Genomic DNA, 15,615 nt, shown 5'->3' with positions numbered 1-15,615 from the left:
CGGAAAGGAATCGGGAGCACAGCATCGGGGATCAGATGGTGACTTTGAATGTGGGGTTTATGGAGCGCTTACGTTCGATCCAGGCGTTGACGAACGACAGGAACGCCGTGCCGCCGGGATGTTGCGGATCGTAGAGAGCGCTCGGCGGGAATGGCTGGTAGTCGAAATCCATCTCCCGAGCGCTCATGCCAAACCCTAGCGCCGTGTCCACCGCATCCATCATGTGCAGGTAGTGCGCCCAGGTTTCCGCCCAGTCTTCCCACGGGTGCATGGTGGCGTAAGCGCTGACATGGCTTTGCTGCCAGTCCGGTGGAGCGCCCTGCTGGTAGTGCCGCTCCAGCGCCTCGGCGTAACTGACACGCTCATCGCCAAACAGTCCGCGAAACGCTTCCAGCCAAGAGCCGCTGGCGATCAGGCGATCCCAGTAGTAATGCCCGACCTCATGGCGAAAATGCCCGAGCAAGGTGCGATACGGTTCGCGCATCTGCACGCGGACGCGCTCGCGGTGAGGATCGTCGGCCTCTTTGATATCCAGGGTAATCAGGCCATTGGCATGGCCAGTGGTCGGCGACTTGCCCTCAAGATCGACGCCGACAAAATCAAACGCCAGGCCACACTCCTCATCGATTGACTTGGGGATCACCTGCAAGCCCAGGCTCACCAGTTGCGCGACCAGACGACGCTTGGCGATTTCCACATTGCGCCAATGGTCATGGTTTTCAGGGATCGACAGGTCGGGAATGGTCCGGTTCAGACTGCAGGCAATGCAGTGCACGCCCCAACCATGAGCCGGGAGCAGCCAGTTACAGGCGGCCGGCGTATCCAGATTGGCGCAACGGCGAAACAGCCCCGCCTCGGGCTCCGCATCAAGCTGCCAGGTATCGACTTCGAACCCCGGCGCGAGCGATGACAAACGACTCTGCTCAGGCTGATAACCCAAGGCTGCCGAGCAGGCAAGGCACTGACTGTTGCGAAAGAACAGCGACTGCCCGCAACGGCAATGCCAGACCCTGCCGTTACGCGAGCTTTCACCGATGAAGGGTGCGGCGATACGTGAGCTGAGTTGCTCGAAAAAGCGGTACATGGCGATCTCTCCCTGGGACTGCCAAGACTAGATCATTCTCGTACCATGATCGTTCCCGCTTTTTCTGCGCAGACAAAATCAAAAGATCGCAGCCTTCGGCAGCTCCTACGGTATACGTCGCCCCTCGTAGGAGCTGCCGAAGGCTGCGATCTTGACGATTTAGACAGTGATGCCGTGCCCGGCCAAAAACGCCACGAACGCTTCTTCGTCCAGCACCTTCAACCCCAGCTCATTGGCCTTGACCAATTTGGAGCCGGCGCCAGGCCCCGCCACTACACAGTAGGTCTTGGCCGACACCGAGCCCGCCACCTTGGCGCCGAGGCTTTCGAGCTTGTCCTTGGCGACGTCACGGCTCATCAACTCCAGAGAGCCGGTGAGCACCCAGGTCTGGCCTGCCAGCGGCAAGCCTTCGACGACTTTTTTCTCGCTTTGCCAGTGCATGCCAAAGTCGCGCAACTGCTGTTCGGCATCCAGCGCCAACTGACGGTTCTGCTCGATGGCGAAGAACTCCCGAACGGCGTTGGCCTGCTTCTCCGGCAACGCCTGGCGCATGTCCAGCCAGTCGGCGCTGATGATCGCTTCCAGCGAACCGAACTTGTCGGCCAGCTTCTGCGCCCCGCCCGGCCCGACAGAGGGAATGTTCAGCTTGTCGATCATTCCGCCCAGCGTGGTACTGGCGGCAAACTCGGCGCCCAATTCGCCCTGATCCTGAATCTCCAGGCCATGCTTGAGCAGTTCTTCGATCACCTTCCGGTTGTGCGCGTCTTCGAAGAAGCTGTGAATCTCGTAGGCGACTTCCAGCCCGACATCCGGCAAGTACGTCAGCACTTGCGGCAACGCCTGCTGAACCCGTGCAAGCGACGCCAGCGAACGCGCCAGGACCTTGGCCGTCTCTTCGCCGACATCCGGAATACCGAGGGCGTAGATGAAGCGCGCCAAACCCGGTTTCTTGCTGTCGGCAATCGCGCTCAGCAAGTTCTTGCTCGACAGCTCGGCGAAACCTTCCAGGTCGACGATCTGTTCGAAGCTCAAGGCGTACAAATCCGCCGGCGAACTGACCAGACCTTCATCCACCAACTGCTCGACGCTCTTCTCGCCCAGCCCCTCGATGTCCATGGCCCGGCGCGAAACAAAATGGATGATCGCCTGCTTGAGCTGGGCCCCACAGGCCAGACGCCCGACACAACGATATACCGCCCCTTCGCTGACCGTTTCGCGACCCTTGCTGCGCTTGACCAACTGCGTGCGCTCAACATGCGAACCACAGACCGGGCAGCACTCGGGAATCTGCACGGGACGGGCGTTTTCCGGGCGACGCTCGGCAACCACTTGCACCACCTGCGGGATCACGTCACCGGCGCGGCGAATGATCACCGTATCGCCGATCATCAAGCCCAGACGCGCGACTTCATCCATGTTGTGCAATGTCGCGTTGGACACGGTCACACCCGCCACTTTCACTGGTTTCAAGCGTGCAACCGGAGTCACCGCACCGGTTCGGCCGACCTGGAACTCCACGTCGAGCAACTCGGTGAGCTCTTCCATCGCCGGAAACTTGTGGGCAATCGCCCAGCGCGGCTCGCGGGCACGGAAGCCCAGCTCACGCTGCGAGGCGAGGCTATTGACCTTGAACACCACACCATCGATTTCATAAGGCAGCGCATTTCGGCGCTCGCCGATATCGCGGTAGTAATCCAGGCATTCACCAATGCCCTTGGCCAGTTTCAACTCGTGACTGACCGGCATGCCCCACTGCTTGAGTTGTTGCAGATTGCCGATGTGCGTGTCGGCGATCTCGGCCGAGACCTGGCCAAGACCGTAGCAGCAGAACTCCAGCGGGCGACTGGCGGTAATCTTCGAATCCAGCTGACGCAAGCTGCCCGCTGCGGCGTTGCGCGGGTTGGCGAAGGTTTTGCCGCCGGCTTCCAGTTGCGCGGCGTTCAGACGATCGAAACCAGCCTTGGACATATACACTTCGCCGCGCACTTCCAGGGTCGACGGCCAGCCGCTGCCCTGCAGCTTGAGCGGAATGTTGCGCACCGTGCGCACGTTGACGCTGATGTCTTCACCGGTGGTGCCGTCGCCGCGAGTAGCGCCACGCACCAGCATGCCGTCCTGATACAGCAAGCTGACTGCCAGGCCATCGAGCTTCGGTTCGCAGCTGTACTCCACCTCGGCGCCACCGCCAAACAAATCGCCGGCCGGCAAATCCAGACCTTCGGTGACCCGGCGATCGAACTCGCGCATGTCGTTTTCTTCGAAGGCGTTACCGAGACTGAGCATCGGCACTTCGTGCCGCACTTGAGTGAACGCTGCAAGCGCCGCACCGCCAACCCGCTGGGTCGGCGAATCGCTGGTGATCAGCTCGGGGTTTGCCGTTTCCAGCGCCTTGAGCTCGTGGAACAGCCGATCATATTCGGCGTCCGGAATGCTCGGCTCGTCGAGGACGTAGTAACGGTAGTTGTGCTGATCCAGCTCAGCGCGCAGCTCTAGAATGCGTTTTTCAACGGCGGTCATGGGTGCTCTCTCATAAAGCAAAAGAGCAGCCGAGGCTGCTCAATCTTCAAAATACGATAGCGTAAAGACGCAGATTCTGTGGCGAGGGAGCTTGCTCCCGCTCGGCGGCGAAGCCGTCGCAAACCAGAGTGGGGCCGCTTCACAACCCTGCGGGAGCAAGCTCCCTCACCACAAGAAGCTCTCTAGTCATAGAGAGCTTGACCATTCGATATCAGCGCTTCTGGGTCAGGGCGCGACGCTCGAACTCGACGATTCGTTGACGGTAGTGCTCGATGGTCTGAGCGGTCAGTACGCTGCGCTGATCGTCTTTCAGTTCGCCATTGAGCTCCTGAGACAGTTTGCGGGCAGCCGCGACCATCACGTCGAAGGCCTGTTTCGGGTGGCGCGGGCCTGGCAAGCCGAGGAAGAAGCTGACAGCCGGGGTGCTGAACAGATCGATATCGTCCAGATCGAACACGCCAGGCTTGACCGCGTTGGCCATGGAGAACAGCACTTCGCCGTTGCCGGCCATGCTTTCGTGACGATGGAAGATATCCATCTCGCCAAAGCGCAGACCGCTTTCCAGGATGTTCTGCAACAGGGCCGGGCCTTTGAAACCGCCCGGGTCACGGCAGATCACGCTGATGACCAGGACTTCTTCTGCCTGCGGCTGTTCTTTATTGACTGCAGCGCTCGACGATTTGGTTTCGTCCGGGAAATCATCACGGCTGCTGAAGCTCGGGCCGCCATCCAGGTCCAGATTCAAATTCAGGTCGCCCTGGGATGGCTCGCCACCACGCTTGCCGCGCTTGGAGCCCGATTCACGCGGCTCACGGGCAGGCATGCTCACCGACGGCAAGTCATGCTCGTCGAGTTGCGGTTCTTTATGGGTATCCAGCACGCGTGGCGGGCCCAGCAGTTCGGCACCACTGTCCTCGTCCGGCAGGTTCGACAGGCTTCGGTCCAGGCGAAACTTCAGCTTGCCCTTGCCGCCGCGCATGCGCCGCCAGCCATCAAAAAGAATACCGGCAATGACAATAATGCCGATGACGATCAGCCACTCGCGCAGACCGATTTCCATGTAATCCCGTGCCTCTATAAAAAATGCTGAAAAATAAGGGGTTTACAAGCTGTAAACCGCTTTAAAACGTGGCGCCAACTCTATGTTCTGAATGGCGTTTTGCCCACGCATACGAAAAATTGACATTAAACTAGCACGACCAAAGATAACTTTACACCGTCAGTCACAATGGCTTCAGCCATTATGTCGATTAGCCAGCATTCTCTGCGGGTAAAAATCCCTGATTCCCGCAAATATCTGGCCTACGCGCCATGACTCAGGCGTCCACCATCGCCATCGCCTCCTCGACATCCACGGCTACCAGACGCGAACAACCAGGCTCGTGCATCGTGACCCCCATCAATTGGTCGGCCATTTCCATGGCGATCTTGTTGTGGGTGATATAGATGAACTGCACCGTTTGTGACATCTCTTTCACCAATCGGGCATAGCGTCCAACGTTAGCGTCATCCAAAGGTGCGTCAACTTCGTCGAGCATGCAAAACGGCGCCGGGTTCAGCTTGAAGATCGCAAAAACCAGTGCCAGTGCCGTCAGGGCTTTTTCACCGCCTGACAGCAAATGGATGGTGCTGTTCTTCTTCCCGGGCGGACGCGCCATGATCGTTACCCCTGTATCGAGTAGATCTTCGCCCGTCAGTTCCAAATAAGCGCTGCCTCCACCGAAAACTTTTGGAAAAAGCGCCTGCAATCCACCGTTAATCTGATCAAAGGTATCTTTGAAGCGATTGCGGGTTTCCTTGTCGATCTTGCGAATGACGTTTTCCAGGGTGTCGAGCGCTTCTACCAGGTCAGCGTCCTGAGCATCCAGATAACGCTTGCGCTCGGACTGCTGCTGGTACTCGTCAATGGCCGCGAGGTTGATCGCGCCCAGTCGCTGAATTCGCGCAGCAATACGCTCGAGCTCTTCTTCGGCGTCTTTTTCGTTCGCTTCAGCCACCAGTGTGGCGAGCACCCCGTGCAGGTCATAGCCGTCTTCGAGCAATTGATCCTGCAAGGTTTTGCGGCGCACGGTCAGGGCCTGCCACTCCATGCGCTGCTGTTCAAGTTGACCACGGATCAACTGCGATTGCTGCTCGGCCTGGCTGCGGCGTTTCTCGGCATCTCGCAATTCACGATCGGCATCTTCCAGGGCGATCTGCGCGGCTCTCAACTCTTCGTCGACGCTCATGCGCTTGTCGAGCAACTCTTCAAGCTTGAGCCGCAACTCTTCCAGCGGCGCTTCGCCCTCCTCCAGATTAAGGCTGAGCTGCTCGCGCTTTTCAGTCAGGCGCTCGGACTGCAATTCCAGCCGCTCCAGCGCCTGACGGGTTGAATCGTGTTGTGCCTTGAGCGAGCCCAGACGCACCGCCAATTGGTGCGCGTGGTCTTTATGCTGACGAGCCTCCTGCCGCACCCGATCCAGGCGCTCGCGCAAGCTGTCGCGCTGAGCCAGCAGCAATTCGCGCTGTTCGGTGTCGATCGCCATGCTGTCGAGGGCTTCCTGCAATTGCAGGCGCGACTCGCCAATCTGTTCATGTTCCAGCGCACGCTGCTCAGCCAACTCACCGAGCTCTTCGTCGAGCCGCGTGCGGCGTAATGTCAGCTGCTCGGCCTTGGCTTTACCGGCCGACAGTTGAGCTTTCAATTCGCCTTGCTGGCGCGCTTCGTCTTGCAGCAAACGACGCAAGTGTTCGCGGCCATTCTCTTGCTGACGCTGCTGGGCGCGCAGGTTTTGCAAAGTGGTTTCCAGCGTCTCGACGGTGGCTTCACGCTCTTCACGCTCAAGCCCCAGACGCTGGATTTCCTGGCCGCGTGCCAACATGCCGCTCTCGGCCTCACCGGCGCGGCGCACCCGCAAAAAGTGCCGCCCAACCCAGTAGCCATCACGGCTGATCAGGCTTTCGCCGACCGCCAACCGGTCCCGTAGCGACAGCGCCTGCTCAAGACTGTCCACCGGCTTGACCTGCCCCAGCCACGGCGACAGATCGATCTGTGCCTCAACCTTGTCGAGCAGACTGCCGGGGATCCGCACACCATCGCTGGACGGGCTGAGCAAGCGCAGATCGCCTTGGGCAAAACCGGACAGATCGAAGCCCGCGAAGTCATCGACCAGTACTGCTTGCAGGTCGGCACCGAGCACGGTTTCCACCGCCAGCTCCCAACCCGCCTCAACCTTCAAGCCTTCAGCCAGACGCGGACGTTCGGCCAGATGCTGTTCACGCAACCACTCGGCGGCGCCGGTGCCCGGATCGAGCGCCGCTTGCTGCAACGCCTCCAGCGAGGCCAGGCGCCCGTTGAGCCGTTGCAAGTCACCCTGCGCCTGCTGCTGATTTTGCAGGGCCAGTTGCAGTTCCTGACGCAACTGCTCAAGCCGCTCGACTTGAGCTTCTTCGCTGGCCTGCAAATCTTCGAGCGTTGCCTCGCTGGCGGCGAGTTGTTCGTTGAGATCAAGGATCGCCGCGTCTTCTGGATCCGCCGACAACAGGTCGCGCTCTTCGGCCAAGCGACGTTGACGCTCGGCCAGGCGTTCCATGCTGGTTTCCAGCTGCTGGATGCGCGACTGCTGGACTTCGGCCTGACGCCGTGGCTCGGCCGAGCGCAGGTTGAAACTGTCCCACTGCTCCTGCCAGCCGTGCATGGTGGTTTCGGATTCTTCCAGCGCGGCGGCAGCCTCTTCAGCGGCGGCACTAGTGACTTCCTGCTCAGGCGTGAGCATGTCCAGCTCTTCGCCGAGAGTCGCCAACAAGGTGCGGTCATGACCCAGGTGCGACTCGGTTTCCAGGCGTGAACGCTCGGCTTCCTTGAGGTCGTCCTGCAACTGACGCAAACGCTGCTGGCCGTGCTGGATGCTTTGCTCGACCCGGGCGATGTCGCCGCCGACCGAATAGAAACGTCCCTGCACCAGATTGAAGCGCTCAGACAGGTCGTGATGACCGTCGCGCAACCGCTCGATGCTCGCATCGGCATTGCGCTGTTCAGCGACCAGGGCTTCGAAACTGATTTCCTGGTTGCCAATGATCGCTTCGCGCTGGCCAACCTGTTCGTTCAATTCCTGCCAGCGTAGCGCCGACAGTTGAGCCTTGAGCTGACGCTCTTCGGCTTTGTATTCCTGATACTTTTCGGCCGCCTGGGCCTGACGATGCAAGCGTTCGAGCTGACGTTCCAGCTCATCACGCAGGTCGGTCAGGCGCGCGAGGTTTTCGTGGGTGCGACGGATGCGGTTTTCGGTCTCGCGCCGACGCTCCTTGTACTTGGAGATCCCCGCCGCTTCTTCGATGAAGTTGCGCAGGTCTTCGGGCTTGGACTCGATCAGCTTGGAGATCATCCCCTGTTCGATGATCGAGTAGCTGCGCGGGCCCAGGCCGGTACCAAGAAAAATGTCGGTGATATCGCGGCGACGGCATTTGGTGCCGTTGAGGTAATAAGTGGTCTGGCTGTCGCGGGTGACTTTTCGGCGAATGGAAATCTCCGCGTAAGCCGCGTATTCACCGATCAACGTGCCGTCGGAGTTGTCGAAAACCAGTTCGATGCTTGCCTGGCTCACCGGTTTGCGACTGGTAGAGCCGTTGAAGATGACGTCGGTCATCGACTCGCCGCGCAAGTTCTTGGCCGAGCTCTCGCCCATCACCCAGCGTACGGCGTCGATGATGTTCGACTTGCCGCAACCGTTGGGCCCGACCACCGCCGCCATGTTACTGGGGAAGTTCACCGTGGTCGGGTCGACGAAGGATTTGAACCCCGCCAGTTTGATGCACTTGAGTCGCACGCTCAGGCAACCGGCAAGGCAGACAACACCAGATCGCAACTGCGCCGGGCATAAGCCGAGAGCACGACGCGAATCTCTGGCAAATCACGAGCCAGCACGGCCGCGAGCAAGCGCTCGAACAGCTCGAGGAACTCACTCATCTCGGCCTTGCGCTGTTCCAGGGCGAGAAAATACGCACGGCTCATGGCCGGTTGCAGGTTCTCGACGGTTTCCTGCAAGTACGGGTTATTGGCGAATGGGTACGCCGCGCGCATCACGCTGAAGCTGTCTTCGACAAAGGCGCGGATGTCCTGACGCTCGTAACTGGCGCTCAGGCGCTGCTGGATTTGCAGGAACGGCGCCATATCGGCCTGAACCTGCCAGCCACTGGCCACTGAATTACCGAGCAGGATGTACAGCTCGCTCATCAGCGTGCACAGGCTCTGCACCTTGTGTGCGGTGAGTTCGGTCACATGAGCACCACGACGCGGCAGGATGGCGATCAGGTGCCGGCGCTCGAGAATCAGCAAGGCTTCGCGAACCGAGCCGCGGCTGACATTGAGGGCCAGCGTGACCTTCTGTTCCTGGATGCGCTCTCCGGGCTTGAGGTCGCCGCGAATGATGCGTTCGGCGAGGTGGTGAGCAATTTGCTCGGCGAGGCTGTCCGGCGCCTTGAACGTCATGGTTTTCCTTCAAACTCTTCGATCTGTACAAGCGGCGCAGTGTAGCGCACTTGCGGGGTGATGGCGCAGGGCCAAGCCAGCGGAATTTGGCACGATTCAAGCAAAAAGCGAGGTATCCCGAGAGGGTCAATAATGAAATAAGCCACTGTTGATCGGCAAAAGCTATTTTCCTGACCCTTAAGTCAGAAAATCATTGACCGAAAGGTCAGACCTGATAAATTCAGGTTCGTCGGTTAACAACAATAATGAGTCTGCGAGGCCTTCCGTGATCCAGTTTTTACTTAACCAGGAACTCCGTAGCGAGCACGCCCTGGACCCGAACCTGACCGTGCTCAACTATCTGCGCGAACATTTGGGCAAACCCGGTACCAAAGAAGGTTGCGCCAGCGGTGACTGTGGCGCGTGTACGGTGGTGGTCGGTGAATTGCAGACCGATGACAGCGGCCGTGAACACATTCGCTATCGCAGCCTCAACTCGTGCCTGACGTTTGTTTCGTCGCTGCACGGCAAACAGCTGATCAGCGTCGAAGACCTCAAGCATCAGGGCAAGCTGCACAGCGTGCAAAAAGCCATGGTCGAGTGCCACGGCTCACAGTGCGGCTTCTGCACACCGGGCTTTGTCATGTCATTGTTCGCGCTGCAGAAAAACAGCGATCACGCCGATTCCCATAAAGCCCACGAAGCCCTCGCCGGCAACCTCTGCCGCTGCACCGGCTACCGGCCGATCCTCGCCGCCGCCGAACAAGTGTGCAGCGCCAAACAGCCCGACCAGTTCGATGCCCGCGAAGCCGAGACCATCGCTCGCCTGAAAGCCATTGCGCCGACCGATACCGGTGAACTGAACAGCGGCGACAAACGCTGCCTGGTACCGCTGACTGTCGCCGATCTGGCCGACCTCTACGACGCCTATCCGCAAGCCAAACTGTTGGCCGGCGGTACCGACCTTGCACTGGAAGTGACCCAATTCCACCGCACGCTGCCGGTGATGATCTACGTCGGCAATGTCGCAGAAATGAAGCGCATCGAGCGCTTTGACGATCGCCTGGAAATCGGCGCCGCCACCGCCCTCTCCGACTGCTACGACGCCCTCAAGGCCGAGTACCCGGACTTCGGCGAATTGCTGCAACGCTTCGCCTCCTTGCAAATCCGCAATCAGGGCACCCTCGGCGGCAACATCGGTAACGCCTCGCCGATTGGTGACTCACCTCCGCTGCTGATCGCTCTGGGCGCACAGATCGTGCTGTGCAAAGGCGAAACCCGTCGCACCCTGGCGCTGGAAGACTACTTCATCGATTACCGGGTCACTGCGCGCCAGGAAAGCGAGTTCATCGAGAAGATCATCGTGCCGCGTGCCAGCGCTGAACAACTGTTCCGCGCCTACAAGGTCTCCAAGCGTCTGGACGATGATATTTCCGCGGTCTGCGCGGCATTCAACCTGCGCATCGAAAACGGCGTGGTTGCCGACGCCCGCGTCGCGTTCGGCGGCATGGCCGCGACACCGAAACGCGCGAAAAGCTGCGAAGCCGCGCTGCTCGGCGCGCCCTGGAACAACACAACGGTGGAACGTGCCTGCGCCGCTCTCGCGCAAGACTTCACGCCGCTCTCGGACTTCCGTGCGAGCAAGGAATACCGCCTGCTCAGCGCGCAGAACCTGCTGCGTAAATACTTCATCGAACTGCAAACACCGCACATCGAGACTCGGGTGACCGCTTATGTCTAACCATCACAAAGTCGAGAAGACCCAAGCCGAACTGGCCGAACTGTTTGCCAAGGACCTGACCACCGGTGTCGGTCGCAGCGTCAAGCACGACAGCGCCGACAAACACGTGTCCGGTGAAGCGCAATACATCGACGACCGGCTGGAATTCCCGAATCAGTTGCACGTTTACGCGCGACTCTCGGACCGCGCCCACGCGAAAATCATCAGCATCGACACTAAGCCCTGCTATGCCTTCGAAGGCGTGCGCATCGCCATTACCCACGAAGACGTGCCGGGCCTGAAAGACATCGGCCCCTTGTTGCCAGGTGACCCGCTGCTGGCCATTGATGACGTGCAATTCGTCGGTCAACCGGTGCTTGCGGTAGCCGCAAAAGACCTGGAAACCGCACGCAAAGCGGCCATGGCCGCGATCATCGAATACGAAGATCTGGAGCCGGTACTCGACGTCGTCGAAGCCCTGCGAAAACGCCATTTCGTGCTGGATAGCCACACCCACAAGCGCGGCGATTCGGCCACTGCGCTGGCGAATGCCGAGCACCGCATCCAAGGCACGCTGCACATCGGCGGCCAGGAACATTTCTATCTGGAGACCCAGATCTCTTCGGTCATGCCGACTGAAGACGGCGGCATGATCGTCTACTGCTCGACCCAGAACCCCACCGAAGTGCAGAAACTGGTGGCGGAAGTACTCGACGTGTCGATGAACAAAATCGTCGTCGACATGCGCCGCATGGGCGGCGGCTTTGGCGGCAAGGAAACCCAGGCCGCCAGCCCGGCCTGCCTCTGCGCGGTGATCGCGCACCTGACCGGACAGCCGACCAAAATGCGTCTGCCACGGGTCGAAGACATGCTGATGACCGGCAAGCGTCACCCGTTCTACATTGAATACGATGCGGGCTTCGACGACACCGGACGCCTGCACGGCATCCAGCTGGAACTGGCCGGTAACTGCGGTTGTTCACCGGACCTGTCGGCGTCGATCGTCGACCGGGCGATGTTCCACTCGGACAACTCGTACTACCTGGGCGACGCGACCATCAACGGTCACCGCTGCAAGACCAACACCGCATCGAACACCGCCTACCGCGGCTTTGGCGGCCCGCAAGGAATGGTCGCCATCGAAGAAGTGATGGACGCCATCGCCCGTCATCTGGGCCTCGATCCACTGGCCGTGCGCAAGGCCAACTACTACGGCAAGACCGAGCGCAACGTCACCCATTACTACCAGACCGTCGAGCACAACATGCTCGAGGAAATAACCGCCGAGCTGGAAGAAAGCAGCCAGTACGCCGAACGCCGCGAAGCGATCCGCCGCTACAACGCCAACAGCCCGATCCTGAAAAAAGGCCTGGCGCTGACCCCGGTGAAATTCGGTATTTCCTTCACCGCCAGCTTCCTCAATCAGGCCGGTGCGCTGATTCACGTCTACACCGACGGCAGCATTCATCTGAACCATGGCGGCACCGAAATGGGCCAGGGCTTGAACGTCAAAGTCGCGCAAGTCGTGGCCGAAGTGTTCCAGGTTGAAATCGACCGCGTGCAGATCACCGCGACCAACACCGACAAGGTGCCGAATACCTCGCCGACCGCCGCGTCCAGTGGTGCCGACCTGAACGGCAAGGCCGCGCAAAACGCCGCCGAAATCATCAAGCAGCGCCTGGTGGAATTTGCTGCGCGCAAGTATGCGGTCAGCGAAGAAGACGTGGAGTTTCACAACGGCCACGTGCGGGTTCGCGATCAGATCCTGACCTTCGAAGAACTGATCCAGCAGGCGTACTTCGCCCAGGTGTCGCTGTCCAGCACCGGCTTCTACAAGACCCCGAAAATCTACTACGACCGTAGCCAGGCACGCGGTCGGCCGTTCTACTACTACGCGTTTGGTGCAGCCTGCGCCGAGGTGATCGTCGACACCCTGACCGGCGAATACAAAATGCTCCGCACCGACATCCTGCATGACGTCGGCGCCTCACTGAATCCGGCCATCGACATGGGCCAGGTCGAGGGTGGCTTCATCCAGGGCATGGGCTGGCTGACCATGGAAGAGCTGGTCTGGAATAACAAAGGCAAACTGATGACCAACGGCCCGGCCAGCTACAAGATCCCGGCGGTCGCCGACATGCCGCTGGATTTGCGGGTGAAGCTGGTGGAAAACCGCAAGAACCCGGAAGACACGGTGTTCCATTCCAAGGCCGTGGGCGAACCGCCGTTCATGCTGGGCATTTCCGTCTGGTGCGCAATCAAGGATGCGGTGGCGAGCCTGGGCGATTACCGGCATCAACCGAAGATCGACGCACCGGCCACACCGGAGCGGGTGTTGTGGGGCTGTGAGCAGATGCGCCAGTTGAAGGCGGTGAAAGCTGTCGATTCCATGGTCGAGGTCGTTTGATGATCGTTCCCACGCTCTGCGTGGGAATGCAGCCCGCGACGCTCTGCGTCGCATTGTGAAGAGCGGACGCGGAGCGTCCATTGATGCATTCCCACGCAGAGCGTGGGAACGATCTGAAGAGGTGGGACATGTACAACTGGATCGACGCCCTCGCCGACCTGCAAACCCAGGGTGAACCCTGCGTGTTGGTGACCATCATCGAAGAGCTCGGCTCGACGCCGCGCAATGCCGGTTCGAAAATGGTCGTCAGCGCCACGCAGGCGTTCGACACCATCGGTGGCGGGCACCTGGAATACAAGGCGATGCAGGTCGCCCGGGAAATGCTTGCCAGCGGTAAACAGGACACCCATCTGGAGCGTTTCACCCTCGGCGCCAGCCTCGGTCAATGCTGCGGCGGCGTCACGGTGCTGCTGTTCGAACCCATGGGCCAGGTACAGGCACAGATCGCTGTATTCGGTGCCGGCCACGTCGGTCGGGCGTTGGTGCCGTTGCTGGCCAGCCTGCCCTGCCGGGTGCGCTGGATCGATTCGCGGGAAGCCGAGTTCCCCGAACAGATTCCCCACGGCGTGCGTAAAATCGTCGCCGAAGAACCGGTGGACGAAATCGACGACCTGCCCGCTGGCAGTTACTGCATCGTCATGACCCACAATCACCAGCTCGACCTGGAGCTCACCGCGGCAATCCTCAAGCGCAACGACTTTGCCTACTTCGGCCTGATCGGCTCGAAGACCAAACGGGTGAAATTCGAACACCGCCTGCGCGAGCGCGGTTTCGACAATGCCGTGCTGCAACGCATGCGCTGCCCGATGGGCCTGGGCGAGGTCAAAGGCAAATTGCCGGTGGAAATCGCCATCTCCATCGCCGGCGAAATCATTGCCACCTATAACGCGAATTTCGGCCAGCACGGCGCGAAGGCCGAACCTATTGCCAAACTGCTGCCCGCCTCGCGCCGCAGTCATGCTTCGAACTAAAAAGCCACGAACCGAGAACGACAATGTCTTTGACTCGCAAAGCCTACCGCGCCGCCATTCTGCACAGCATCGCCGACCCTGCCGTGGTGGGTATCGAAGCCTCCTACGAGTATTTCGAAGACGGCTTGCTGGTGACTGAAAGCGGCCAGATCAGCGCCATCGGCCACGCCTGCGAACTGCTCGCCAGCCTGCCCGCCGACATTCAAGTCACCCATTACCAGGATGCCCTGATCACGCCGGGCTTCATCGATACGCACATTCACCTGCCGCAAACCGGCATGGTCGGCGCTTACGGCGAACAACTGCTGGACTGGCTCAACACCTACACCTTCCCGTGCGAAAGCCAATTCGCCAACAAAGCCCACGCTGAAGAAGTCGCCGGTATCTTCATCAAGGAACTGCTGCGCAACGGCACCACCACCGCACTGGTGTTCGGCAGCGTGCACCCGCAATCGGTGGACTCGTTCTTCGAAGCGGCACGGACGCTCGACCTGCGGATGATCGCCGGCAAGGTGATGATGGACCGCAATGCGCCGGACTACCTGACCGACACCGCCGAATCCAGCTACGTCGACAGCAAGGCGCTGATCGAGCGCTGGCACGGCAAGGGTCGATTGCACTACGCGGTGACGCCACGTTTCGCACCGACCAGCACCCCGGAACAACTGACCCTGGCCGGCCAGTTGCTCAGCGAATACCCCGACCTGTACATGCAGACCCACATCAGTGAAAACCTGCAGGAAGTCGAATGGGTCAAGGAACTGTTCCCCGATCGCAAGGGCTACCTGGACGTCTACGACCACTACAAATTGCTCGGCGAACGCTCGGTATTCGCGCACGGCGTGCACCTGTGCGATGACGAATGCGCACGCCTGGCCGAAACCGGTTCGGCGATCGCTTTCTGCCCGACCTCGAACTTCTTTCTTGGCAGTGGATTGTTCAACCTGCCAATGGCCGAAAAGCACAACCTGAACGTCGGCCTGGGCACTGACATCGGTGGCGGCACCAGTTTCTCGCTGCTGCAAACCCTGAACGAAGCCTACAAAGCCATGCAGCTGCAAGGCGCACGCCTGAGCCCGTTCAAATCGCTGTACCTGGCAACCCTCGGCGGTGCCCGCGCACTGCGCCTGGAAGACAAGATCGGCACCCTGCAACCGGGCACCGACGCCGACTTCCTGGTGCTGGACTACAACGCTACGCCGCTACTCGGCTATCGCCTGAAACAGGCCAAGAGCATCGCCGAGACGCTGTTTGTGCTGATGACGTTGGGGGACGACCGGACGGTGTTACAGACTTACGCGGCGGGCAACCTCGTTCACCAGCGTTAAGTTTTGCAGACATAAAAAATCCCCCGCAGCCATTAGGTTGCAGGGGATTTTTTACATCTGTCAGGCCGCCATCGCGAGCAGGCTCGCTCCCACATTAGATCTGCATCGTGCATAGATCTCCTGTGGGAGCGAGCCTGCTCGC

General features: G+C 60.1%; 8 protein-coding genes and 1 pseudogene. 4 read left to right on the top strand and 5 right to left on the bottom strand.

Annotation, left to right across the window (positions count from 1 at the left end):
• Nucleotides 1-73 precede the first annotated feature (73 nt).
• The 5 genes and pseudogenes from KRR23_RS27190 to KRR23_RS27170 all read right to left on the bottom strand — a co-directional run.
• Nucleotides 74-1,084, bottom strand: a pseudogene (locus KRR23_RS27190) (putative zinc-binding metallopeptidase); the annotation flags it as partial.
• 159 nt (nucleotides 1,085-1,243) lie between these two features.
• Nucleotides 1,244-3,601, bottom strand: coding sequence for an NAD-dependent DNA ligase LigA (gene ligA, locus KRR23_RS27185; RefSeq protein ID WP_216744941.1), 2,358 nt, complete (start codon nucleotides 3,599-3,601; stop codon nucleotides 1,244-1,246).
• 211 nt (nucleotides 3,602-3,812) lie between these two features.
• Nucleotides 3,813-4,661: a cell division protein ZipA gene (gene zipA, locus KRR23_RS27180; RefSeq protein ID WP_054593228.1), complete on the bottom strand. Its 849-nt coding sequence runs from the start codon at nucleotides 4,659-4,661 to the stop codon at nucleotides 3,813-3,815.
• 256 nt (nucleotides 4,662-4,917) lie between these two features.
• Entirely contained in the window at nucleotides 4,918-8,406 is a 3,489-nt protein-coding gene (smc, locus tag KRR23_RS27175; protein WP_216744940.1) for a chromosome segregation protein SMC, read from the bottom strand.
• A gap of 2 nt (nucleotides 8,407-8,408) precedes the next feature.
• The gene (locus tag KRR23_RS27170) at nucleotides 8,409-9,068 is read right to left on the bottom strand and encodes a GntR family transcriptional regulator (protein WP_216744939.1); all 660 of its coding nucleotides are present in this window, start codon (nucleotides 9,066-9,068) and stop codon (nucleotides 8,409-8,411) included.
• 265 nt (nucleotides 9,069-9,333) lie between these two features.
• On the opposite strand from KRR23_RS27170, the gene xdhA reads away from it, so the two are divergent.
• The 4 genes from xdhA to guaD all read left to right on the top strand — a co-directional run bounded on the left by xdhA (nucleotide 9,334) and on the right by guaD (nucleotide 15,473).
• The gene (xdhA, locus tag KRR23_RS27165; protein WP_216744938.1) at nucleotides 9,334-10,788 is read left to right on the top strand and encodes a xanthine dehydrogenase small subunit; all 1,455 of its coding nucleotides are present in this window, start codon (nucleotides 9,334-9,336) and stop codon (nucleotides 10,786-10,788) included.
• Nucleotides 10,781-13,174 carry a xanthine dehydrogenase molybdopterin binding subunit gene (gene xdhB / locus KRR23_RS27160; RefSeq protein ID WP_216744937.1) on the top strand — a complete coding sequence of 798 codons (2,394 nt, stop codon included), beginning with the start codon at nucleotides 10,781-10,783 and terminating at the stop codon, nucleotides 13,172-13,174. Before xdhA ends, xdhB begins: the two co-directional genes overlap by 8 nt.
• A gap of 128 nt (nucleotides 13,175-13,302) precedes the next feature.
• Nucleotides 13,303-14,145, top strand: a complete 843-nt coding sequence (gene xdhC, locus KRR23_RS27155) for a xanthine dehydrogenase accessory protein XdhC (protein ID WP_216744936.1) — start codon at nucleotides 13,303-13,305, stop codon at nucleotides 14,143-14,145.
• Nucleotides 14,146-14,168: 23 nt separating this feature from the next.
• Nucleotides 14,169-15,473, top strand: a complete 1,305-nt coding sequence (gene guaD / locus KRR23_RS27150) for a guanine deaminase (RefSeq protein WP_216744935.1) — start codon at nucleotides 14,169-14,171, stop codon at nucleotides 15,471-15,473.
• Nucleotides 15,474-15,615 lie beyond the last annotated feature (142 nt).

The sequence above is a fragment of the Pseudomonas sp. CVAP#3 genome (genome assembly GCF_018986375.1).
Taxonomy (GTDB): domain Bacteria; phylum Pseudomonadota; class Gammaproteobacteria; order Pseudomonadales; family Pseudomonadaceae; genus Aquipseudomonas; species Aquipseudomonas helvetica.
The sequence above is the reverse complement of the archived record's forward strand: the minus strand, read 5'-3'. Positions and strand labels throughout refer to the sequence as shown.